We start from the raw sequence: 21,689 nt of genomic DNA on the forward strand, positions 1-21,689 counted from the left end.
TCCTACCGCCGCCCGTTGACGCTGTAGTCGTGCGCCATTGGGAGGCGTGGCGGGCACGGGGTGAGGGACACTTCGCCGTGTGATCGCGATGCAGCCCGTATTGGAGATGTACGCACCCGACGGCTTCGACCTCTGGCCGGTCGCCGAATTCGAGCCGTTCGGCCTTCTGCCGCTCAGCGGCGACCTCTCGCCCGCCGAAGTCGGCACGGCCGTGATGTGCGTCGCCGACTACAACAACATCGGGCTTGACGGCGGACGGCCGCCTGCACCGGCCGCCGCACTCGACTCGTTCCTTCGCGGACTGCTGACCCACGAGGACCTTGTCGCGGCAGGCGGACTGCGGGTCACCGACCGTTCGACAGGCGTCACCTTCCAGCCCGGATGCTGTGACGGCCTGGAGGAGTGGCGCGACTGGCACCGGTTCGTCGAAGACGGCGGCCTGCTCGGATTCGGCCATCCCCCTGTGTCACCGATCGCGGAGCGCTTGGGCGACACCGTCCGGCTCACCGTCAACGCCGAGCTGAGTGACAGCCCGGTGATCGAGCTGTCCGTGGGCGAGCTCCGCAACCTGCTGACCGGCGTCGAGCGCGACCTGGTCGACTTCCTTGCGCTGGTGGCCGATTGGTCCTCCAGATACCTGCCCGGCCACAGCGCTCCCGTCACAGCCGCTCTCGCCCGCTTGGTCGACCTTCCCGTGCCGCCGTGAACGGTCGACCGCCCCGGCCTCAGCGCCCGGTTCTGGTGAGGCACTTGTGCTCCCGCCGCTGCCCGTTGACGCTGTAGCGCTGCGGACCCTCTTGCCTCAAAGCGGACAAAAACGGGAATGCTGGACTTTGTAGTCTGTGCCGGGAAAGCAGGAGAATCGCACCGGGGAGGACTCACTGTGAGTCGCTCTCGGTTACGGTAAGTGCCGAGCAGGGCGGGTGTCCGATGGGGAAGGCGAGCAGATGCTCCTGAGTTTTCGAGTCGCCAACCACCGCTCCCTGCGCGAGGAGCAGCAACTCCTGCTCGTCCCCGCCGACCGTGAGGACGCGGACGAGGACGGCGCGCCCGAGCCGCTGCCCGTCGCCGGCCTCTTCGGTCCCAATGCCTCCGGCAAGAGCAACGTCCTCGACGCGCTGGGGTACATGCGGCGCCTGGTCCGCTCCTCCATGGAGATGGGCGAACCCGGGAGCGGAATCGCCCGCGACCCCTTCGCGCTGAGCCCTCAGTCCCGCGAGGAGCCCTCCCACTACGCGGTCGACCTGCTGATCGAGCGGGTCCACCACACCTACGGCTTCACCATCGACGACGAAGGTGTCGCCGAGGAGTGGCTGTACTGGTCTCCGGACGGCGGCGATCCGACCGCCCTCTTCGAGCGCGAAGGCGACCGCTTCACCTTCCACCCCTCGCTCCCGGAGACGGTGCGCCAGGTCCAGGAGATCACCGATGTGAACACCCTGTTCCTGACGGTCGCCGCCCGCACGCGCCTGGAGATCGCCCGCCCGGTCTACAGCTGGTTCGCCTCGCACTGCCGCCACTGGCGGAGCAGGGGCGGGCGCGACCAGGACCGGCGCGACCTGCTGCGCCGCATCGCGGAGCCGGGAGTCCTGGCCCGCCTGCAGGAGCTCATCCGGGCGGCCGACACCGGGATCGAGTCGGTGGAGCTCGAATTCGAGCAGTTGACCTTGGATTTCGATCCCGGGGGGCCGGTCAGGGACCCCTGGGACAGCAACGTTCCGACACTGAGGCCGTCCACCGCCGCTCGGCGCAAGAAGAGGAAGGTCGTGGGGGACGAGGCCACCCTGCTCTTCCACCACCGGACGGGTGGAGAAGAGGCCCAGCCGCTCACCATCGACCAGCAGTCCGACGGCACCTGGGTGCTGCTCGCGCTGGGGGTGGAGGTGCTCGACGTCCTCAAGGACGGATCCCTCCTCGTGGTGGACGAGCTCGACTCCCACCTGCATCCGCATCTCTCGGCCAAGATCATCGACCTGTTCAAGGACCCCCGGGTCAATGAACGGGGCGCGCAGCTCGTCTTCTCCAGCCACGACACGGCGCTCCTCGGCTGGATCAGGGGCGGGGAGGTCCTGGACCGCGACGAGGCCTGGTTCGTGGAGAAGGACAAGGAGGGGGCCACCCGGCTCTACTCCCTGAGCGATTTCCAGGACGAGGGGGAGAACCCGGCGCTCGCCTACCTCACGGGGAGGTACGGTGCAGTCCCTGAGGTCACCGGGGGACCGGTGGCCGCGCCGGTCCACCCCCCCGAGGAGCAGGATGGCCCCGAGAAGGACGGCCCAGGACAAGGAACCCCCGAATAGGCCCGGTCGGTCGGCCGGCTTCTCCCGCCGGACCTCCCTGCGGCGCCCCCGCGGCCGTCTGCAACAGCGGCGCCGGATCCTCGTGGTGTGCGAAGGCGAGACCGAGCACGCGTACTTCACCGGGCTCCGGGAGAGCGACACGCAGGAGATCCACCCTTTTCTCCCGGAGAAGGCGAAGAGGCCCCAGCGGGAGAAGGTCGTCGACCACGCCCGCAAGGCGAAGTCGCGGGCGGAGTATTCGCAGGTGTGGGCGGTCTTCGACGCCGATGGCCATGACGTTCGGCCCCTGTGCGAACAGGCGGAGGAGGGCGGCGTGAAGGCCGCCGTCTCCAACCCGACGTTCGAGGTGTGGCTGCTGCTGCACCACAACGACACGGTGTCCGGGCGCTCGGCCCAGGCCGTCGCCGACGAACTGAAGAAGACCGTCCCCATGTGGAAGAAGGGGAACGGGACCCGGTTCACGCACTTCTCTCCGGGCCTGCCCCAAGCCTGCACCAGAGCGAAGAAGTACCCGCCTTACGGCAACCCTTCCACCGCCGTGTGGAAACTGATGCGGGAACTGGGCATCGGCGCGTGAGGCCGAAGCACGGCCGCTCGGCGGTGTCGGCGTCCGTGCGCATGCCCGGTGTCCACCGCCCGGGTCAGCTGCGGGACTCGGCGAGGGCGACGTACTCGTCCACGGCGGTGGGGATCTCCTCGCCGAAGATGGCCTTGAGGACGGGAAGCGTGAACAGGGAGAGGGGCCCGCGGGTCTCCAGGCGCCAGGTGACGTCGTAGCCGCCGTCGGCGTTCGGCTCGATCTCGTGGTGCCAGTCGGTGTGGGTCCAGGGCAGGCTGTTGAACCGGTCGGTATAGCGCTCCTTCGGGTGGACCGCCACCACCTCGTAGTCGACGGGGTCCTGCCCCTCCACCTTGACCGTGCCCGTCGAACCGGCTTCGAAGGGGCCGTCGAGTTCGATGTACTCCAGGCCCTTGTCCCATTCGGGGCGGGCCGGGACGTCCGCCCACAGCTTCCACAGCACGTCCTTGTCGGCATCGGTCGAGCGGGTCACCGTCACCACGTGGGTGTCGCGGACCGAGCCGACCACGGCCAGCACGGCGATCGCGCCCAGCAGCGCACCGACGGTCGACAGGATGGCCTTGCGGCGTCTGGTCATGGGGGGTCTCCTTCGTGCGCGTCTCCGCCGGTAGGGCGGCGGAGGCCGGTCTGCGTCCTTGTGTAGTACGATCGTCTTGCACATTAGTATTACACAAACGTGCAAGAGGCAAGGGGAGGGCCAATGAGAGCGGACAACCGTGCGGCGCTGCTGCGTGGGGCACGCGCCTGTCTGGACGAGCGGGGCTACGCCCGGACGCGCGCCCGCCATGTCGCCGATGCGGCCGGCGTGAGCACGGCGGCGATCGGCTACCACTTCGGGACCACCGACGCGCTCCTGGTCGAAGCGCTCATGCAGGGGATGGAGGAGTGGTCGGCGCACCTCGGCGACCGGCTGCGCTCGGTCCCCGAGCGCCCGCGGCGCGACCGGCTCGCCGCGGTCTGGGGGGCGGTCGTCGAGTCGTTCCATGGGTACCGCGGAGTGCTGGCGGCGTCCTTCGAACTGATGGCCCGCGCCGACGAGGAGAGCGAGATCCGTGACCGCCTGCGCCCGACCATCGAGCAGGCCCGCCGAGGCGCCGCCCTGCAGATCCTCGGCATCGACCCGCAACACGACCCCGACCGCGCCCACCGGGCCGGAGCGGCCTGCTACGCCCTGCTCAGCGGCCTGATCGTCCAGTGGCTCGTCGACCCGGACAGCGTGCCCTCAGGCACCGACCTCGCCGACGGCCTCATCGACACCATCGGCGACTGACCCCGCGTTGCCCCTCTTCGCCGTCGCGGCGCCGCCCGTTCCGCGAGCGCGGGTGCCTCGGGCCGGATGAGGGGACGGGGTCGCCCCGCCCGCCGCTCAGCCGTGCTTCGGATGGCCAGGCCCGGAAGAGACGGAGGCCGCGTCGGGCGCGGGTAGGCGGGCCGCCCCCGCGTGCCCCGGCCTCAGCGCCCGGTCCCCGGCTCCGTCTTGGCGAGACACCTCTGTACCCAGGCGACATCGTCGTCCGTGAGGCCGGAGTCCTTCGCCAGAGAGCCGAGCCGCTCACGCAGTGCGGTGTCGCCCGTTGCGGCGGCGTGCTGGGCAAGGGTGCTGACGGCCACCGCCCATGCCTGGCGCTCGGGGTCCCAGTCGGAGCCTTCGGAGATCCGGAGCAGGTCGGACACGATCCCAGGGAGCCCGCCGTGCCTTCTGAGCGCCCGGATGAGCAGGATGGCCCGGCCCGGGCTGCGTGTCTCCCGCAGTGAGCGACTCAGCTCGGGGAGCAGTTCAGGTGCCCGGGACGCTCTGGCGATGGCGTTGATCAGCTCGCCGGCCGCCTCGTCCGGGATGTCGTGGCGATCGATGGCCGCGAACGCACTGCGGAGATCGTCGTCCGTGGCCTGAGCGCTCCTCACCCGTTCGGCGAGTTCCGCAGGCGGAGGGGCGCCGTTCTGAGGCGTCCCGTTCTCAGCTGAGTCTGAGGAACTCATCAAGCGTCCCCTTGTACACCGTGCTCCTGGCCGGGTTATTGGTGTTCCGGATGATGATCACGCCGGTGTCCTTGTCATACCAGGCGATCCGCCCGTTCTTCAGCTTGGGCTTCTTGACGATCGAACCGGGCGGATTGCGCGGGTCGATCGTCTTCTGGATGTAGTCGGCGAGAGCGTCCTGGTCCTTGAAGCCGAGCTCATCCGCCCTGTTGGAGTGTCGCGCGATCAGCGCCGCGTCCTCCTCCAGGTCCTGCTCAAGGTAGGGGTCGTCCTTGTCGTAGTCGTTCCCGATGTCGCAGGTGTCGCCCTGGCCGTTCGACGACTGCGCGGGAACGATCACCGTCTGCGAGGGCTCCTGCGCCCAGGCGTCCGCGCCGTCGGTCGGAGCGAGACTCTCAGGACGGTGCCCCGGATCGAGCTGGGCGCCCCCGCCGCCTGCCGACCAGTCGAGGGTGACGGTCGCACCGTCGGAGAGCACCACGGTCTCCGTGGCGGGGCGGACCGCGCGCGGCCGATTGCGGTCACAGGCCCGCGCGGCGTCGTCGCGCCTGCCCTTCGCGTCGTCGACCCGCGACTTCGCCTCGTCACGGGCCTTCTTGGCCTTTCGGAAGCGGTTCCACAGTTTGATGATCTTGGGCGACTTGGAGATGAGCTTGGCGCCCTTGCCCCACGGGGTGAAGCCCACGATGGTGGTCAGGCAGGCGATGATGTCGCCCTCGGTGATGCACGCCTTGGCGTCCGTCCACCCGACGATGTCGGCGACGACCGCCAGCAACTCGTCGTAGACCTCGTCGTAGCCGGTCTCGTCGAGCGCCGCCTCGGCGTCCTCGAGCTCGCTCTCCGCGTCCTCCAACTCCTGTGCGAGATCGGGGTTGTAGACGCCCTCCCAGGACACGGGACCGTCATCGGAGCCCTGACCGTCGTCCCCGCCGTCGCCGCCCTCCTCGCCGTCCCCGTCTCCCCCGGGGGCGTCCGTGCCGGACGAGTCCTCATCGGTGCCGCCGTCCGAGTCGTCCTCCTCTTGCGCCCCCTCGCCGTCCTCGGCCGCGCCGTCCTGGCCGGGGCCTGCGTCGCCGGCGAGTTCGTCGCAGTTCTCCTCGCCCTGAACGCGGCACATGCCGACGGCGTAGAGGCGCTGGACATCGGTCGGGAGGCCGAAGGCGAAGACCGCGCCCACGATCGCCGCGACCAACAGGATCAAGGCGCCGTATTCGACTTTGAATCCGCCGTGCTCAGCGCGCCATACCCAGTGCATTCCACGTCTCCGGATTCCGCTGCCCCACCCGGCCTCCCCAGAACGACCGAGGCGTCAGGAAGCGTCAGAGGGGGAACATCGCCCCGTTCAGGGCGTGGACGTCTGGATCACGATAACGACCCCATGTGCCTCTCGAATCGCTCCCCGAGCCCGCTGGTGCCCGGGGGCGGCCGGAACCGGACGGCGGTGGGACGCCTCTGGGGTAGTTCCGCGCCGGCGGGAGAAAGGAGGTGACACGGCTTGCCGGTGCTGTGCGGGGCGAGCGACGCGCGAACCAGGACCGTGGCCACACCGACGACCGGTACCGGCCAACCCCAACGGCCCTGTGGGGGACCGGTCCAGTCGGGGCGGCCGACGAGCCGCAGGTCCGATGGTGTCCCTGGAGTGATCTCCGACTGTGAACCGTCCCTGATCAGGGACGGTCGGCTTGCCCGTGCGTCAGGCGAACGTCCCGGTCCGAGCCCTACTCCCAACGCTCGATGATGGGTCGAATGAGGACTCTCTGGTCTCGCGCCAGCCCTGCCCCTGCTGCGGACACGGAGCCCTCGATGGCACACAACAAGAATTGCGCAACGGCTCGGCATCCCGGATGCAAGTGTGGAGGGTGCGGCGGTGCCCTCCATGGTTGGCCGGGATTCCAGCGTCTTGCGGAGGATCCTCCCGAGGCCCGACTGGAATACCGGAGGTCGGCAGACGAAGCCTGGTTCGCGGCGTCTCGCGGCCGCGTGGGGGGCGAAAAGCGCCCCAAGCCCCCAACGCTGAAGATGAAGCGGGCGGCACTGCGGAGAGGCGCAGCCGACATGGTCGATCGCCTCGCCGTCGACCGGGACGATGACCGGAGTCTGTTCAGGCAGATGGGGAGACTCGGGGAGTACCTGTCCAAGGATGCGCGCGGGACGGCCGTCGCCAACGCTGAGAAGCAGTCCTCCTCGGTCGGAGGCACCACCGACGGGCAGGAAACCGAGCCACAGAGGAGGACGCTCGGTCATTTCTGGTGTTCGCTACTGGTCGAGATGTCCGGTGCGGCGGATCGGGTCGAGGAGATGGCGAAGGCCCCTTCGGAAGCGGCCGACTCCATTGCGAACGCCACTCCTGAGGAGCCGCATCCCTTCGCTGACGCACTCCAGCAGGAGCTTGCGGTCCTGACGGTTCGGACCCTCATGCTCTCCCAGATGCTGCACGACCCGGTACTGGTCATGCGGATCATGGCCGTCTTCATCTGCCCTGACCCGGCCAATCACCCGCAAGTCGTCAAACAGTGCCTCGTCCCGATGTTCGGAGCGGTCATCGGCGACGCCGCCGCCGGATCATTGGAGCAGGCGTTCGCAGACCCGCCTGAGGAGTAGAGAGGCTGGGTGCCGTGCGCTCCACCGTGGAGGCGCTCGGCGATACGTGGCCGCAGGTGAAGCAGCAGACCCCGGTGCCGGGCTTCGTCGCCGAGCACATCGACGGGCGGCTTGCCACCCTTCCCCTGGTCACGGGCACTCGGCTGAGGGCTTGAGCGGGTCGGGGGCCACCGGGGGCGGCGCCTGCTCAGGGGTATGGGCCCCCGGGACGAACGGGCCCCTGGTCGGCCTGCTCGGGCGGGAACACCACCATCGTCTTGGCGAGGCGGTCGTGGAGGGCCTGCTTCCTGGGATCGGGAATCAGAGCCAGCGACTCGAACAGGACGAAGAGCTGTCCGACCACGGGGATCGACTGCGGCAGGCCGAACACGGCGGCGCGGATCATGATCTGGCGCTGCGGGGGGCGGTGTCCGCCGACGGCGTCGACCACGCAGACCCCCGTTGCGGCCATGCCGATCGTGCGGCCCTGTGACCCGAGCAACAGGGCGTCGTACAGGAACATCAGCGGCCCCCACCCGACGAAGATCCATACGAGCCAGATGGACATCAGTACGTCGAACGGTCGGCTGAAGTCGAAGTCGGACTCGACGTTCTCGGGCGCCGTGAACGCGCTGATCATCAACATGGTGAAGAAGGCGAGCCCCCAACCGAAGACGCCGACCAAGGTGAAGTCGATCAGGCGCGCTCCCATGCGCCGCCCGGCACCGGGCCGGTGGGGTCGAACGGGAGCGCCGGTCGGTGGACCCGGTCGCACGGCATCCGGCCTCACCCGGCCATGGGGCGGCTGCGGGCCGGTCGGCACGGCGGCCGGTGCCAGGGCCGGCCCCGGAGGGAACGGTCCCTGGGGTCGCGGTGGAGCGGCACCCATCGCCGGGCCGGGGCCCGTGTGCGGCCCCGGTGCCGGTGTCCTCGGGGGTTCGGCCGTCTCGGCAGGCACGATCTCGGCCGTCACCATCACCTCCACCTCCCCGGTCGGGCCGGAGAGGGTGACGGCGGTGTCGACCGCGCCCAGGCGGGTCGTGTCCAGGGTGACCGCCAGGCCGTCCAGGGCGTCGGCCTGCGGCTCCACGTGCAGCACGGGCGAGTGCGGATGGGGCTCGCACCGCCGTGCCAGCGGCGGCCCGAGGAGTTGGACCGTCCGTGTCGGCCGGGCCGCTCCCTGGGCGATGCGCCCGAACTTCAGTACCGCCGGCAGCGGAGTGATGCGCAGGCCGTCCAGCACGTGCCGTGCGTCGGCCTTGAGCGCCCCGACGTCCTTTTCGGCCACCCAGGCCAGGGCCGCGTGGGCGCGCTCGGCCGCCTCGGTGTCGGAGCCGGTCGCCAGCGCCTCCAGGCGGGCGAGGCCCTGGCGCCGCACGCCCGGGTCCTTGTCGAGGAGCCTGTCCGCCAGATCGCGGGGAAGGCCCTTGAGGACGCGGTGGTTCCGGGTGCTGCGGGCCAGGTAGACGTCGCCCTGGACGTGCATGCTGCAGCTGGGCGTCTGGTTCGGGTTCTCGGTGTGGACACGGTCGTAGAGGTGGTCGTACAGCTCGTCGAGCGAGACCAGCCCGTCCTCGTTCCGGTCGGCCTCGCCCGTCGTCAGCGCGTCGACCAGGGCGCTGGTGAACACCGAGGGCTTCGGATGGGCGTCCTCGGCGAGGCGGCCGTCCTCGAAGGCGTACTCCATCGCGCTCGACGCCGTCACCACCGCCCAGCCGCGGCCGCTGTTCATCGCCTCCTCGCTGAAGGTGTCGAGCACGTGCGCGTCATTCGAGGCGCGCAGCCCCATCCCCTTCATGAACGCCCCGCCGAAGCAGCAGTCGAGGAACAGGACGGAATTGCGGGCCCGGCAGGCCTGTATGCACTCGCGGACGAACTGGGCCGGGACGGCCGTGGAGCGCAGCAGTTCCGGATCGGTGTCGTAGGCGGCGAAGAACAGTTCCCCCTTGGTGTTCTTCAGGCCGTGGCAGGAGAAGTGCAGCAGCAGGGCGTCCTCGCGCCCGCCCGAGGCGAAGAAGGTCTCGACCTGCCGCGCCACCTCGTGTGCGGCGGCGTTGTGCACCACCTCCACCTCGAAGCCCCCGATGGCCGGGTCGCCGAGCACATGTGCCAGTGCGGCGGCGTCCTGCGCGGGGGAGTGGAGTCTGGTGAGACCAGGGTTCCTGTAGTCGTCCTGGGCCACGACCATCGCGCGGCGTGTCCCGGTCATGGCTCGGAGCGGGCGGTCTCACCGCCGTGCCGCTGCAGGCTGTGCCGCTGGACAAAGAGGTCCATGGCACGGTCGGCCTGGTGGTCGGTGCCCTCCGAGATCTCCAGGACATCGCCTCCGATCTCCAGGCGGATGGTGGGGCGCGGCCGGGCCCGCAGGCGCCAGGCGCGGACGGTCCGGACGACCGCAGGCAGGACGGCCGCCGACTTCTCCGCGATCACGGCCAGGCCGGAAGCATCGGCGGCCCAGTCCCCGCGTGCACCCGGCGGCGGGGGCCCCGCGTCGAGCGGGCGGACGTCGTCGACGTCCAATTGGTCGAGCTCCTCCCGCAGCCCGTCCACCATCGCGGCGAGGTCGTCGTCGAAGACGTCGCAGGAGACGCGGATGCGAATCGTGTTCTCCATATGCGGTACCTCGAGTTCTCCATGGGGATGGCCGGACGGCCAAGGGCGCGGTGGCGGGAGTCCTTCAAGTCTGCGCCGCATGCGCCACAACAGCAACCGATTCGGCGGCATTCGCCCTGCTCGCGCCGGGCGGCCGGACCGAAGGCCGCGGGAATCCGGACCGTTGGTCCCGAAAAGGATGTCCGAAGTCGGTCGCCAAAGGACACGGGGCGGTGAATTCCGCCGCTTATAACAATCCTCGCCAACAGGTAAAAAAATACCCAAAGCGCTTTCCGTCCCCCATGGGAGGCGCCGGGAACCGGTGCCCGGACGCGAGGCGCCCCGGGCGGGGGCTCCGCTCGGGGCGCCTCGTGGGGGCGGGGGAACTCCTAGAAGTGCCCCTCAAGGTCCGTCAGGAGGCGGCGCTTGGGGCGGGCACCGACGATCCTGTGGGCCTCCTCGCCCTCCTTGAAGAGGGTCATCGTCGGGAAGCCCATCACCCCGAGACGGGCCACCAGCTCCGGTTCCTCGTCGCCGTTGATCTTGGCGACGGTCAGGCGCCCGCCGTACTCGGCGTCGATCTCGTCCAGGACGGGGGCCAGCATCTTGCACGGCGGGCACCAGTCAGCCCAGAACTCCACCAGTACCGGGCGGTCGCTGCGGACGACCTTCTCCTCGAAGTCCTCCGTCGTCACGGTGATCATCGGTGCCCTCCTCGAAAGCGGTCATGGCGCAGGCGGGCGCCTGGGCCAGCTGCGCGGCGAACTCCGAGCGCTGCCGCGTCAGGGACCGGATCCGCTCGTCGATCTCGGCGAGCCTCCGGCGGAGGACGGCGACGGACTCCGGGCAGGCGTCCCCCGCCGGGTGCCCCGCCCGCAGGCACGCCACGAAGGGGCGGGTGTCGTCGAGCGAGAAGCCCGCGTTCAGCAGCGCCCGGATCTCGCGGACGAGCCGGACGTCCGACTCGGCGTACTCCCGGTACCCGTTCGCCGCGCGTCCGGCGGTGATCAGCCCCTGCTTCTCGTAATAGCGCAGCGACCGGGTGCTGACCCCGGCGCGGGCGGCGAGCTCTCCGATCCGCATGGCCCTCCTCCATCCGAGGGGAACGTTAAGCGTTGACGCCGGTGTCAAGGTCAAGTGTGTGCGCCGGGAACCGGAGGGTGAAGACCGACCCTTCCCCCACCGTGCTCCGCACGGACGCGCGGCCGCCGTGCAGGCGGGTGATGCCGTCGACGATCGCCAGGCCGAGGCCGCTGCCCCCGGCCTGCCTGCTCCGCGACTTCTCCGCCCGCCAGAAGCGGGTGAACAGGTGCGGCAGGTCCTCCTCCGGGATGCCATGGCCGGTGTCGGAGACCTCGATCAGGACGTCATCACCGGCACCGCCGGCGCCACCGGCGCCACCGGCACCACCGGCCCTGAGGACGAGGATCCCGACCCGGCCGCCGGGCGGCGTGTGCCGAAGCGCGTTCTCCAGCAGGTTGCCCACGGCCTGTTGCAGGCGGGCGGGGTCGCCGAGGACCACCGCCGCGTCCGCTGTGCCCGCCGCGCCCGCCGCACCATCTCCGGTGTCGACGGTCAGCTCCACGCCCGCCGCCCCGGCCCGGGCCGCGTGCCCCGCCGCGCACCGGCGCGCCAGCGCCCCCGCGTCGACCGGCTCCACCGCCAGCCGGAGCCGGCCCGCATCGGCGAGCGACAGGTCCCTCAGGTCGTCAATGATGCGCTGGAGCAGCACCGCCTCCTCCACCAGGACCGACAGCCGCTCCCCGTCCATCTCGGCGATGCCGTCCTGCCCCGCCTCCAGCCAGCCGCGGATGTTGCTCAGCGGCGTGCGCAGCTCGTGCGAGACGTCGCTGATCAGCGCCTTGCGCTGCTCCTCGGCGCGCTGCAGGTGCTCCGACATCTCGTTGAACGCCGCCGCCAGCCGCCCGATCTCCCCGGAGTCGCGCACCCGCACCGCGACCCCCTCCTCGCCGTCGCGCATCCGCTGCACCGCACCGGTCAGGGCGTGCAGCGGGCGCACCATGCGCAGCGACAGCACGACGCTCACCGCCACCGTCAGCACCAGGATCAGCAGCACGACCCCGGAGATGCGCAGCAGCCCGTCGCGGGAGAGCGCCGGCCCGGCGACACCCTCCGCCGTCCCCGGTTCACCGGTGTAGAGGACCGCGGCCGGGGCGACGGACGCGCTGAGCTGTTCCCGGCGCCCGAAGTCGATGCACGCCGCGATCTCGGATGCGGCGGCCTGCTCCTCGGAGAGGGCACCTGAGCCCGCGCCCGTGTCCGCGGGCGGGGTGATCGGGGTCGACCCCGGGTCACCCGTACCCCGGCTGGTCTCGCCCCGCAGCCACCGGCCCGCCTCGCCGACGCCGCGGTCCTCCTGGGGCGGGACGCCGTCCGCGCCGAGCTCCTCCGGCACGAAACCGGCCGGCATCGGCTCGGGGACCGGGACGTTCCCGGCCATCGCCCACAGCGGGTCGAGCGCGTAACCGGCCGAGGCGTACTCGGTGTCCTTCAGGCAGCCGTCGATCCGCCCGCTGAGGTCCTCCAGGGCGGTCTCCTCGGTCGCGACCGTGCCGAGCGACGCGTCGAGCCCGCACTCGAACCACATCTCGCTGTGCGTGTCGGACACGAGCGGCTCGCCGTCGACCAGCACCGTCGGTCGCCCGGACGCCCCTTCGCCCGCCTCGGCCTCCAGCCCGAACACCGTGCGCAGGCAGGACGCCCCGTCGACGGCCCCGCGCTCCAGACCGGCGCGCTCCTCTTCGGTGAGCGCGTACGGCCCGATGACGCGCGGGTCGATGCGGTCGCCCTGCTCCTCTCCCGCGCCCCCGAGGGTGACGTCCACCGCGAGCGGGTCGACCACGGAGGCGGCGGTGGCGGGCAGCGTCTCACCGCTCTGGGAATCGGCGATGACCATCCCGTCCTGCGTGGTCAGCGCGACGCGGCGGCCCGTCTCCTCGGCCAGGCCGCTCACCCGCGCACCCACCCCCTCCCACGTGGTGTGGGTGGCGGCGAAGCCCACCAGTTCGTCGTGGATGCGGGTGTCGGCGGCCAGCGACCGCCCCTCGGCGTTGCGGATCTCCCCGGACACCCCGCGGACCGCCAGCCACGCGGTCGCGGTGATCGAGCAGACCGCCACCAGCACCGCGCCCGCCAGCACCCGGACCAGCAGGCTGTGCCGGAGCCGGGCGAAGCGGAGCCGGGCGGGACGGCGCTGGACGGGGCGGCGCCGGTCAGCCCCGCGCCGCACGTCCCGCCTCCGCTCCCGGGCCCACGGCCTCCGGTCCCGGCCCCAGCCGGTACCCCACCCCGTAGACGGTGGTCAGCAGCTCCGGCCGGCGCGGGTCGCGCTCCAGCTTGCGGCGCAGGTTCTTCACGTGGGTGTCGATGGTGCGCTCGGTGATGTACCGGTCGATCCCGTGCACGGCCTCCAGCAGCCGGGATCGGCTGAACACACGGTCCGGGCGGGCGGCGAGCACGGCGAGCAGCCGGAACTCCCCGGGCGTGCACTCCACGGGCTCCCCGCGGACGTGCACGGTGTGCCGGGCGGGGTCCACGGTCACCGGGCCGACGCGCAGGATGCGCTCCTCGTCCGCGCCGCCGGCCGCCCCGGCGGGGACGGCGGAGGCGTCGGCGGCCGGGCCGCCCCGCCGGGTGCGTTCGACCCGCCGCAGCAGGGTGCGCACCCGCGCCATGAGCTCCCGGGGGCTGTACGGCTTGGTGATGTAGTCGTCCGCGCCCGAGTCCAGGCCGGTCAGCAGGTCGTCCTCGGTGGAGCGGGCGGTGAGCATCAGGACCGCCAGGTCGGATTCGGCCCGGAGCGTGCGGCACACCCGCAGGCCGTCCACCTCCGGCAGCATCAGGTCGAGGACGAGGAGGTCCGGGCGCATGCCGCGGGCCCGGTCGAGCGCGGACAGGCCGTCGTGGACGACGGCGACGGTGTGGCCGTCGTGCACCAGGTAGCGCCGGACGAGCTCGGCCTGGTTCACGTCGTCCTCGGCGACGAGTACGCGGGCGCCCACGGGGCGGCCTCCCTCGGGGGTCGGCGGCATCGAACGCCCCGTAACGATACACAGCACACGAAAGCACCACAGCTCCCTCACAGGACCATCACATTCGCCCGCGAGAGTTCCTTTCCGGCATCCACGGCCCCGGGGGAAGGGACGGTATGGGGAGCAGGAGGCGGGCTGACCAGGCGCGCGGCGCGCACCGTGTCCGGGAGGAGCGGGCGGGGAAGGGGCGGCGGAGGCGGCCCCGGACCGCGTGGGCCCGGCGGGAGCGCGCGGGGGCGGAACCCGCCGAACCCGCCGAACCCGCCGGGCACCGGCGGCGGTCGCGGCGCCGCAGGGCGCGCTCCGCGCCGGCCGCAGCGCTGCGCGCAGCGGTGGCCGTCCTCTGCGTCGGCGCCATGGCCGGAGCCGTCGCCGTGGCCGTGGCCTACCTGCGCATGCCCGGCCCCGAGGACCTCAAGCCGCAGGCCGCCGCCGAGCTCAAAGGCACCAGCATCACCTACGCCGACGGCGGCGAGGCGGTGAACATCGGGGAGCTGCACCGCATCCCCGTCGAGCGCGACGCCATCCCCGAAACCGTCGTCGACGGCGTCCTCGCCGCCGAACAGCGCGACTTCTACACCGAGCCGGGGGTGTCCCTGACCGGGACGGCCCGCGCGCTGCTGTCCGGCGGCGCGGCGGGCGGCGGCTCGACCATCACCCAGCAGATGGCGCGCAACTACTACGACGTGCTGTCCCAGGAGCGCACCCTCACCCGCAAGGTCAAGGAGATCCTGATCGCGGTGAAGGTCGGCCGGAACATGCCGCGCGACGAGGTCCTCACCACCTACCTGAACACCATCTACTTCGGCCGCAACGCCTACGGCGTGCAGGCGGCGGCGCAGGCCTACTTCGGCAAGGACGTCGAGGAGCTGGACCGCGCCGAGGGCGCGTTCATCGGCGCGGTCATCCAGCAGCCGGGCAACTTCGAGAACTACGGCGCCGACCCGGAGGCCGACCGGGTCCTGGAGAAGCGCTGGCGGTACGTCGTCGACGGCATGGCGGAGATGCACGGCGACGACCCGGAGCGGGGCGTGGCGGAGGCCGAGGCCGAGCGGCTGGAGTTCCCGGAGGTCCGCGACTACCGCCCCGAGGACCGGCTCACGGGATACCGGGGGTACATCAGGGCGGCGGTCCAGAGGGAGCTGCGGGAGCGGTACGGCATGTCCGACGCGGAGATCGCGGGCGGCGGGTACGTGGTGCGCACGTCGCTGGACCGGGGGCTGATGGAGGCCGCCGACACCGCCGCGGAGGAGGGGCTGTCGGGGGCGCCCGAGGGCACCCGGGCCGGACTGGTCGCGATCGACTCGGCGACCGGGGAGATCGTGGCGTTCAACGGCGGCGCGAACTTCGTGGAGGAGACCGACCCGTCGCTGACCGACCGCACCCAGGCGGGTCCGGCGTTCAAGCCGTACGTGCTCGCGGCCGCGGCGGAGCAGGGGGAGGACGTGTACCACCTGATGGCGGAGGCGAGGGCGGCCGACATGGAGGCCCTCGACGTCGCCGATGGTGCGACCGCTGACGGCGCCCTCACCGACGGTGCTTCTGCCGACGGCGGCTCCGCCGATGCGGGGTCCGACTTCGGCGCGGGCACCGGCGGCCTCCTGCGCCGCGACCCCGACGCCGACGACGCGCTGTTCGTCGGGCTGACCGACGAGATCGGGCCGGAGGCGGTGACGTGGACCGCCGAGGCCGCCGGGGTCGCCCCGGAGCAGTTCGAGACCGCCGCCCTGGAGAACAGCATCGCCGTCGGCACCTTCCAGATGAGCGCGCTGGACCAGGCCGGCGGGTACGCGACCCTGGCGGCGGACGGTGTCCACCGCCCGGCGCACATGGTGACCGAGGTGGCCACCGGCGACGGCGAGGTGCGCAAGCCGCTCGACGCCGACGAGGTGGCGGACGGGGTCCCCGCTGTGGACCCGGCCGCCGCGCGGGCGACGGTGCGCGCGATGACCGAGGCGACCGCGCGCGTTCCCGGCCTCATCGAGGGCCGGGCGGGTGCCCACGACGTGGCGGCCGTGTCCGGGGGCTACGGGACCGGCGAGGGCTCGGCCTGGTTCGTGGGGGCGACCCCCTCGTACGCGGTGGCCGTGGACGTCTACCGCCCGGACGGGGGAGCCATCGCCACAGAGGGCGGCTCGGGGGCCGAGTCCGCAGCGCACACATGGAACGCGTTCACCGACGAATTACTGAAGGACGTGGAACCGCAGAGGTTCCCCGCAGCCCCGCCCGACCGGTGAGTCCCGACCGGTGAGCCCTGAGCGGGCGGCGAACGGGTTGGGAGGCCGGTCAGGACCCGCGAAGACCGCCCTCGGTTCGGCCGCGAGCCGCTGTGGCCGGACTGGTCTGGGCGAACTGGTCTGGGCGAACGGAATCGCAGTGCTCCAAGGAGCCGCAGAACCGCTCCAAGGGACCGCTCCACGGAACCGCTCCGAGGCCCACGCCCGATCAGCGGGCCGGTGAACGGTGCCCGGATGCGTTCCGGTGCTGGAGGGTGCGGCGCACGTGGGTCACGAATGCGTTCGTGTCGGGGTGGCTCGGCCGCTTCGGCCAGGACAGGTACGCCGGTACCGGGGGCGCGTCGGCGATCGGGACGTACCGGATTCCGGGCGCGGGGTAGCTGTGCACCGTCCCCTCCGCCGTGACGCCCACGGCCTCCCCTGTGGCGACCGCCGCCAGCCACTGCTCCACGTCGGCCACGTCGACCGTGCGCGGGCGGTGGCCCTCCGGCCAGAGGGTGCTGTGCGTGGTGGCCGCGGTCGTGCACAGCGCCACGTCCCGTTCGGCCAGGTCGGCCAGGTGGACCTGCTCCTTGTCCGCCAACGGGTCGTCCTCGGCGAAGGCCGCCACACGGCGCTCGTGCATCAGCCGCAGGCAGTGCACATCGGGGACCGGCGACGGCGTCGTCCGGAGCAGCACCGCGTCCACCTCCGAACGGCGCAGCGCCCCTTCGAGGTCGGTGCGGCGGTGGAGGCGCACGGGCGCGTCCGGATGGGCGTCGCGCCACTCCTGGAGCAGGGGCACCGTGAACGGGCCGAGCACCGCCCATGCGATGCCGAGCCGCAGCGGGCGCGGGCCCGCACGCACCTCGTTCAGCGCGGTGTCGAGCCGGTCGAGGATGCCGTGGGCGTGTTCCCACAGCCGTCGCCCCTCGTCGGTCAGGGCGAGGCTGCGGGTGGTGCGCTCGACCAGGCGGGTGCCGACCGCGCGCTCCAGCTGCTCCAGGGTGCGCGATACCGCGGGCTGGCTGATGTGCAGGACCTCCGCCGCCCCGGTCACCGTCCCCTCGTCGCCGATGGCGGCCAGGGCGCGCAGGTGGCGCAGCTCCACACCGGTGCGCCCGGTCGGTACACCCGTCGTATTCATGCGTCCAGGGTATGGATCCCGCGCAACGGGCATTTCCCTCGCCGCTCCCCGCCGCCGTAGCGTCCTGTCCATGCGAATCCTTCTGATCGGAGCCGCGGGCCGGCTCGGTACCGCCGTGGAGAAGACCCTGGCCGACCGCGGGCACGAGGTGGTGACCGTCGGCCGCTCGACCGGCCGCCTCCGGTACGACGTCGCGGACCCGGAGCAGGTCGCGGCCCTGTACGGGGACCCCGCGCTGTACGGGGAGACGGGCGTCCTGGACGCGGTGGCGAGCGCGGCGGGCGACGTCGTCTACAACCCGGTGGCCGACATGGCGGCCGAGGACTACGCCTCCTCCTTCCGCGGCAAGGTGCTCAGCCAGATCGAGCTGGTGCGCCAGGGGATCGCGCACGTGGCCGAGCGGGGGTCGTTCACCCTGATCACCGGGGTGCTGAGCCGCGACCCGATCCCCACGTCCAGCGCGGCGGCGATGGCCAACGGCGCCGTTGAGGGCTTCGTGCGGGCGGCGGCGATCGACATCGCCCCGCAGCGCATCAACGCGGTCAGCCCGACGGTGTTCACCGAGAGCCTGCCCCACTACGGCGACTTCTTCCCGGGGGTGCCGTCGGTGGCGGTCGACGACGTGGCGCAGGCCTATGTCCGCTCCATCGAGGGAGGCCAGACCGGGCGGGTGTACGAGCTCGACTAGCCAGGTGTCCGGCCCCGCCCGGCCCCTCCACCGTTGATCTCGGGAGAAACGACGTTGAAACCGGCCTGGTAGGGGCGTTTTTCCCGAGATCATCGGGGGTTCCGCCCGGTTCACTTGCCGGCGACGCTCCATGTGCCGTCGCCGGCCGCCGCGGCGTCCTTGAGCGCGGCCCACGCGGAGCCGTCGACCTTCAAGGCGTCGAGCAGGTAGGCGGAGACCGCGTCGGCGACGAGGGCGACGCGCGCGGGGTCCTCGTCGGTGGTCTCGGCGGCGGCCTCCCCAGCGAGGCCGCCCAGCGTGTGCTCGCCCTCGTCGATGGTGAGCAGGCTCTTCGGCGACGGGCTGAGGCGGTAGGCGTCGGTGAACCACTCCGGCCCACGCGTCGAGAGCTGCGACTGGTCCCTGCCGCCCGCGACGACCAGGGCCGGAGTGGTCATGGTCGCGTAGTCCGGCCGCATGAACGGCAGGTGCTCGGCGGCGAACGGGGTGAGGGAGTCCCCGGTCCCGGTCGCGGCGATCAGCGCGCCCGCCGCGACCGCCGGGTGGGAGAAGTCCTCGCCGGGCGAGCCGTCGGCGCCGAGCACGCGCGCACCGAGGAGCGTGCCCGCGGTCTGGGCGCCCCAGGAGTGGCCGGCGACCGCGACGCGCTCGCGGTCGACCCGGTCCTCCAGGCCCCCGGCCTGGGCGAGGATGCCGCCGAGGCCGTCGAGGACCGCGTGCAGGTCGGCGATCCGGACGCGCCAGACGGTGGCGAAGCGCGGGTCGTCCCACCCGATGGCGTGGCGGCGGGAGTCCAGGTGGGTGGGCTGCACGACGACGAACCCGGCGGCGGCCCAGCGGTCGGCGAGCGGCCCGTAGCCGTCCATGGACCAGGCGTTGCCGTGGGAGAACACGATGACGGGCAGGTCGCGGCCGACCACCGGGGCGGTGACCTTCACCTGCAGGTCGGTGCCGCGGGCGGGGCCGTGGCCGGTTGCGGGGACGGGGGTGGGGACGGTGATGGGCTTGACCGCGGTGATCTGCCGGCCGAGGCGGTCGGAGGGCATGGGGAACACGGGGAACCTGCGCTTTCTGCACGGGTGAACGCTGATGAGCGTGCGAATGGGCGCGCTGGCGGGCGCGCGGGTGGGCGCACCGATGGGTGCGATGGGCACACCGATGGGCGCATTGGCGGACGCCCTGCCGTATCGTTGGCGGAGCGATGTTCCGCCAATTTAGCGGAACAATGTTCCGCGAAGCAAGGAGGAGCCGTGCCCGAACCGGTCGGAGTGCGCCGGGCGCAGGCGCAACGCACCCGCGGCGGGGTCCTGGAGGCCGCCGCGGCGGTCTTCGTGGACCAGGGAGTCCAGGCCCCGGTCCGGGACATCGCCGAGCGCGCGGGCGTCGGCGTCGGCACGGTCTACCGCCACTTCCCGACGCGGGCCGACCTCGTCACCGCCGTCTACCGCCACCAGATCGACACGTGCGCCGCACTCGCGCCGCGGCTCCTGGAGGAGGCGGAGTCCCCCTTCGCCGCGCTGACCCGCTGGGTCGACGCGTTCACCGAATTCCTGGTCACCAAGCACGGCCTCGGCGCCGCGCTGGGGTCGGGCGACTCGGGGCTGGAGAACCTCCACAGCCTCATGCTCGACAGCCTGCTCCCGGCCTGCGCGTCGCTGCTCGACGCATGCACCGCGGCCGGGGAGGTCAGGCCCGGCATCACCGCGTACACACTCATGCGCGCCATCGGCAACCTGTGCATCACGGGACCCGACTACGGCAGGGCTGAGGCCGAGCGCATGGTCGCCGTCCTCCTCGACGGGTGCAGGGTCGCTCCGAAAACCATTTGACCTCAAGTCAACTAGAGGGCCTAGGGTCCCTGTCGTGTCCGATTCATAGGGATTCGCGGGCTTTCTCCGCCCCGGTCGTTCCTCACTCCGGGACGCCGGGCTCCAGCCGCCGGACACCGCGTCGGCGGACACTCCCCTTTCGACGATTGGCAGGCGTCGTGACCGCGTCATCTGCGTCATCCGCGTCATCCGTTCAGCAGCGCGAACCCGACACGCGTACCGTCGGCCTCTGGGTCGTGGCGCTCGTCGCGTGCGCCGGCCAGTTCCTGGTCGTCCTCGACGTCTCGGTGGTCAACGTGGCCCTCCCGGCCATGCGGACCGCCCTGGGGCTGAGCGAGACCGGGCTGCAGTGGGTGGTCAACCTCTACACCATCACCTTCGCGGGCCTCATGCTCCTGGGAGGCCGGGCCGTCGACCTCTTCGGGCGCAAGAGGATGTTCCTGATCGGCCTCGGCACCTTCATCGCCGCCAGCCTCGTCGGCGGACTCGCCCAGGAGCCGTGGCACCTTCTGGCAGCGCGCGCGGCGCAGGGGGTCGGGGCCGCCGTGCTGGCCCCCGCCACCCTGACCATCCTCACCACCTCCTTCCCGCCGGGGCCCGCGCGGACCCGGGCCATCGCTACGTGGACCGCCGTCGGCGCCGGGGGCGGCGCGGCCGGAGGGATCATCGGCGGCGCGCTGACCGAGTTCCTCTCCTGGCGGTGGGTGCTGCTCATCAACGTGCCCATCGGCGCGCTGGCGCTCCTCGCCGCCGTGCTGTGGGTGAGCGAGCGGCGCGAGCGCGGGGACGGGGCCCCTGCGCGGCTCGACGCGCCCGGCGCCCTGCTGGTCACCCTCGGGCTGGTGACGCTCGTCTACGGGGTCGTGCAAACCGAGTCCCAGGGGTGGGGGTCCCCGTGGTCCCTCGTCCCGCTGTTCGGCGGGCTTGTGCTGCTCGGCGCGTTCGTCCTGGTGGAAGCCCGGACCGCGGCGCCGCTGGTACCGCTGCGGCTGCTCGCCGCGCGCCCGGTCGCGGCGGCCAACGCGGCGATGTTCGTGTGCGGGGCCGCGATGATGTCGATGTGGTACTTCATGTCCCTGTACATGCAGAACGTGCTGCGCTTCAGCCCGATGGAGGCGGGCCTGGGGTTCCTGGCGCAGACCGTCAGCATCATCCTGGGGTCGAAGATCGCGCCGCGGATGATGCGCGCGGTCGACGGCAAGTACGTGGCGATGGCCGGGGTCGCGGTGAGCGGCGCCGGGTTCCTGTGGGCCGGTATGGGGATCCCCGCCGGGGGCGGATACGCCGCCACGGTCCTGGGGCCCGGCATCCTGATGGCGTTCGGGTCGGGCCTGGCCGCAACCCCGCTGACCGCCTCGGCCACGGCCGCCGCGGCACCCTCCGACGCCGGGCTGGTGTCGGGCCTGATCAATACGGCCCGGACCGTGGGCGGCGCGCTGGGCCTGGCGGCCCTGTCCACGGCCGCCGCGGCGTACGCCTCGGCCCGGGTGGACCCGGACGCCCTGGCGGGCGGCTACGCCCTCGCGTTCCGGATCGGGGGCTTCGCCCTGCTGGCGGGGGCGGTGTTCGTCCTGGTGGCCCTGCCGCGCCTGCGCTCGGTGGCCGAGGCCCGGGAGCCCGGGCCACGGGGCGGGGCCGAGTAGGGGCGGACGTCCGGGCGGAGCTCCTCCGGCGGTGTGTGCTCCGCCCCTGCCGCCGTCCCCTCGGGCTGTGGTTCACTGCGCC

The 21,689-nt window shown here is 72.1% G+C and carries 21 protein-coding genes; 10 read left to right on the top strand and 11 right to left on the bottom strand.

All coding sequences use genetic code 11. The features are described 5' to 3' along the window. The first annotated feature begins 88 nt into the window (after positions 1–88). From O4J56_RS00005 to O4J56_RS00015, 3 genes are all read left to right on the top strand, one after another. Entirely contained in the window at positions 89–706 is a 618-nt protein-coding gene (locus O4J56_RS00005) for a hypothetical protein (RefSeq protein ID WP_270683070.1), read from the top strand. A gap of 217 nt (positions 707–923) precedes the next feature. Beyond that, positions 924–2,300, top strand: coding sequence for an AAA family ATPase (locus tag O4J56_RS00010; protein WP_270682921.1), 1,377 nt, complete (start codon positions 924–926; stop codon positions 2,298–2,300). Positions 2,301–2,385: 85 nt separating this feature from the next. Further along, positions 2,386–2,877 (top strand): RloB family protein, encoded by a 492-nt coding sequence (locus O4J56_RS00015; protein ID WP_270682922.1) that lies wholly within the window; start codon positions 2,386–2,388, stop codon positions 2,875–2,877. A gap of 64 nt (positions 2,878–2,941) precedes the next feature. Here the strand turns inward: O4J56_RS00015 and O4J56_RS00020 are convergent, their stop codons facing one another. Continuing rightward, the gene (locus tag O4J56_RS00020; RefSeq protein ID WP_270682923.1) at positions 2,942–3,457 is read right to left on the bottom strand and encodes an SRPBCC family protein; all 516 of its coding nucleotides are present in this window, start codon (positions 3,455–3,457) and stop codon (positions 2,942–2,944) included. A 123-nt stretch (positions 3,458–3,580) separates the two neighbouring features. On the opposite strand from O4J56_RS00020, the gene O4J56_RS00025 reads away from it, so the two are divergent. Then, positions 3,581–4,150, top strand: coding sequence for a TetR/AcrR family transcriptional regulator (locus O4J56_RS00025; RefSeq protein WP_270682924.1), 570 nt, complete (start codon positions 3,581–3,583; stop codon positions 4,148–4,150). A 182-nt stretch (positions 4,151–4,332) separates the two neighbouring features. On the opposite strand, the gene O4J56_RS00030 is transcribed toward O4J56_RS00025, so the two are convergent. Further along, positions 4,333–4,860: a hypothetical protein gene (locus O4J56_RS00030; RefSeq protein WP_270682925.1), complete on the bottom strand. Its 528-nt coding sequence runs from the start codon at positions 4,858–4,860 to the stop codon at positions 4,333–4,335. Then, positions 4,838–6,061 (bottom strand): hypothetical protein, encoded by a 1,224-nt coding sequence (locus O4J56_RS00035; RefSeq protein ID WP_270682926.1) that lies wholly within the window; start codon positions 6,059–6,061, stop codon positions 4,838–4,840. The genes O4J56_RS00030 and O4J56_RS00035 overlap by 23 nt, the downstream gene beginning before the upstream one ends. An 854-nt stretch (positions 6,062–6,915) precedes the next feature. Between O4J56_RS00035 and O4J56_RS00040 the strand changes: the two genes are divergently transcribed. Together O4J56_RS00040 and O4J56_RS00045 are read left to right on the top strand one after the other, a co-directional pair. Beyond that, positions 6,916–7,461 carry a hypothetical protein gene (locus tag O4J56_RS00040; RefSeq protein ID WP_270682927.1) on the top strand — a complete coding sequence of 182 codons (546 nt, stop codon included), beginning with the start codon at positions 6,916–6,918 and terminating at the stop codon, positions 7,459–7,461. 14 nt (positions 7,462–7,475) lie between these two features. Then, complete coding sequence (locus O4J56_RS00045) at positions 7,476–7,616, top strand: hypothetical protein (protein ID WP_270682928.1); 141 nt, start codon at positions 7,476–7,478, stop codon at positions 7,614–7,616. A 32-nt stretch (positions 7,617–7,648) separates the two neighbouring features. Here the strand turns inward: O4J56_RS00045 and O4J56_RS00050 are convergent, their stop codons facing one another. The 6 genes from O4J56_RS00050 to O4J56_RS00075 form a co-directional block, all read right to left on the bottom strand. Then, complete coding sequence (locus tag O4J56_RS00050; protein WP_270682929.1) at positions 7,649–9,649, bottom strand: caspase, EACC1-associated type; 2,001 nt, start codon at positions 9,647–9,649, stop codon at positions 7,649–7,651. Further along, positions 9,646–10,053: an effector-associated constant component EACC1 gene (locus O4J56_RS00055; RefSeq protein WP_270682930.1), complete on the bottom strand. Its 408-nt coding sequence runs from the start codon at positions 10,051–10,053 to the stop codon at positions 9,646–9,648. The genes O4J56_RS00050 and O4J56_RS00055 overlap by 4 nt, the downstream gene beginning before the upstream one ends. A 368-nt stretch (positions 10,054–10,421) precedes the next feature. Further along, positions 10,422–10,736, bottom strand: coding sequence for a thioredoxin (gene trxA, locus O4J56_RS00060; RefSeq protein WP_270682931.1), 315 nt, complete (start codon positions 10,734–10,736; stop codon positions 10,422–10,424). Continuing rightward, entirely contained in the window at positions 10,657–11,115 is a 459-nt protein-coding gene (locus tag O4J56_RS00065; protein WP_270682932.1) for a MerR family transcriptional regulator, read from the bottom strand. The genes trxA and O4J56_RS00065 overlap by 80 nt, the downstream gene beginning before the upstream one ends. Positions 11,116–11,140: 25 nt before the next feature. Further along, positions 11,141–13,282 (bottom strand): sensor histidine kinase, encoded by a 2,142-nt coding sequence (locus O4J56_RS00070; RefSeq protein ID WP_270682933.1) that lies wholly within the window; start codon positions 13,280–13,282, stop codon positions 11,141–11,143. Continuing rightward, positions 13,266–14,054 carry a response regulator transcription factor gene (locus O4J56_RS00075; RefSeq protein WP_270682934.1) on the bottom strand — a complete coding sequence of 263 codons (789 nt, stop codon included), beginning with the start codon at positions 14,052–14,054 and terminating at the stop codon, positions 13,266–13,268. The genes O4J56_RS00070 and O4J56_RS00075 overlap by 17 nt, the downstream gene beginning before the upstream one ends. Positions 14,055–14,440: 386 nt before the next feature. Here O4J56_RS00075 and O4J56_RS00080 point away from each other — a divergent pair, with 386 nt between their 5' ends. Then, positions 14,441–16,321: a transglycosylase domain-containing protein gene (locus O4J56_RS00080; protein ID WP_270682935.1), complete on the top strand. Its 1,881-nt coding sequence runs from the start codon at positions 14,441–14,443 to the stop codon at positions 16,319–16,321. A 208-nt stretch (positions 16,322–16,529) separates the two neighbouring features. On the opposite strand, the gene O4J56_RS00085 is transcribed toward O4J56_RS00080, so the two are convergent. Continuing rightward, positions 16,530–17,447 carry a LysR family transcriptional regulator gene (locus tag O4J56_RS00085; RefSeq protein ID WP_270682936.1) on the bottom strand — a complete coding sequence of 306 codons (918 nt, stop codon included), beginning with the start codon at positions 17,445–17,447 and terminating at the stop codon, positions 16,530–16,532. Positions 17,448–17,517: 70 nt separating this feature from the next. Here O4J56_RS00085 and O4J56_RS00090 point away from each other — a divergent pair, with 70 nt between their 5' ends. Further along, positions 17,518–18,135 carry a short chain dehydrogenase gene (locus tag O4J56_RS00090; RefSeq protein ID WP_270682937.1) on the top strand — a complete coding sequence of 206 codons (618 nt, stop codon included), beginning with the start codon at positions 17,518–17,520 and terminating at the stop codon, positions 18,133–18,135. A gap of 110 nt (positions 18,136–18,245) precedes the next feature. Here the strand turns inward: O4J56_RS00090 and O4J56_RS00095 are convergent, their stop codons facing one another. Then, positions 18,246–19,181, bottom strand: a complete 936-nt coding sequence (locus tag O4J56_RS00095) for an alpha/beta hydrolase family protein (RefSeq protein WP_270682938.1) — start codon at positions 19,179–19,181, stop codon at positions 18,246–18,248. Between the two features lie 204 nt (positions 19,182–19,385). On the opposite strand from O4J56_RS00095, the gene O4J56_RS00100 reads away from it, so the two are divergent. Then, positions 19,386–19,964 (top strand): TetR/AcrR family transcriptional regulator, encoded by a 579-nt coding sequence (locus O4J56_RS00100; protein WP_270682939.1) that lies wholly within the window; start codon positions 19,386–19,388, stop codon positions 19,962–19,964. Between the two features lie 236 nt (positions 19,965–20,200). After that, positions 20,201–21,607, top strand: a complete 1,407-nt coding sequence (locus tag O4J56_RS00105; protein ID WP_270682940.1) for an MFS transporter — start codon at positions 20,201–20,203, stop codon at positions 21,605–21,607. Positions 21,608–21,689 lie beyond the last annotated feature (82 nt).

The organism is Nocardiopsis endophytica (genome assembly GCF_027706725.1).
GTDB classification, from domain to species: Bacteria; Actinomycetota; Actinomycetes; order Streptosporangiales; family Streptosporangiaceae; genus Nocardiopsis_A; species Nocardiopsis_A endophytica.

Coding starts and splice junctions, on each gene's coding strand:
- O4J56_RS00005 (WP_270683070.1), top strand. CDS start 89: ATGCAGCCCGTATTGGAGATGTACGCACCCGACGGCTTCGACCTCTGG.
- O4J56_RS00020 (WP_270682923.1), bottom strand. CDS start 3,457: ATGACCAGACGCCGCAAGGCCATCCTGTCGACCGTCGGTGCGCTGCTG.
- O4J56_RS00025 (WP_270682924.1), top strand. CDS start 3,581: ATGAGAGCGGACAACCGTGCGGCGCTGCTGCGTGGGGCACGCGCCTGT.
- O4J56_RS00030 (WP_270682925.1), bottom strand. CDS start 4,860: ATGAGTTCCTCAGACTCAGCTGAGAACGGGACGCCTCAGAACGGCGCC.
- O4J56_RS00040 (WP_270682927.1), top strand. CDS start 6,916: ATGGTCGATCGCCTCGCCGTCGACCGGGACGATGACCGGAGTCTGTTC.
- O4J56_RS00050 (WP_270682929.1), bottom strand. CDS start 9,649: ATGACCGGGACACGCCGCGCGATGGTCGTGGCCCAGGACGACTACAGG.
- O4J56_RS00055 (WP_270682930.1), bottom strand. CDS start 10,053: ATGGAGAACACGATTCGCATCCGCGTCTCCTGCGACGTCTTCGACGAC.
- trxA (WP_270682931.1), bottom strand. CDS start 10,736: ATGATCACCGTGACGACGGAGGACTTCGAGGAGAAGGTCGTCCGCAGC.
- O4J56_RS00065 (WP_270682932.1), bottom strand. CDS start 11,115: ATGCGGATCGGAGAGCTCGCCGCCCGCGCCGGGGTCAGCACCCGGTCG.
- O4J56_RS00080 (WP_270682935.1), top strand. CDS start 14,441: ATGGCCGGAGCCGTCGCCGTGGCCGTGGCCTACCTGCGCATGCCCGGC.
- O4J56_RS00085 (WP_270682936.1), bottom strand. CDS start 17,447: ATGAATACGACGGGTGTACCGACCGGGCGCACCGGTGTGGAGCTGCGC.
- O4J56_RS00090 (WP_270682937.1), top strand. CDS start 17,518: ATGCGAATCCTTCTGATCGGAGCCGCGGGCCGGCTCGGTACCGCCGTG.
- O4J56_RS00095 (WP_270682938.1), bottom strand. CDS start 19,181: ATGCCCTCCGACCGCCTCGGCCGGCAGATCACCGCGGTCAAGCCCATC.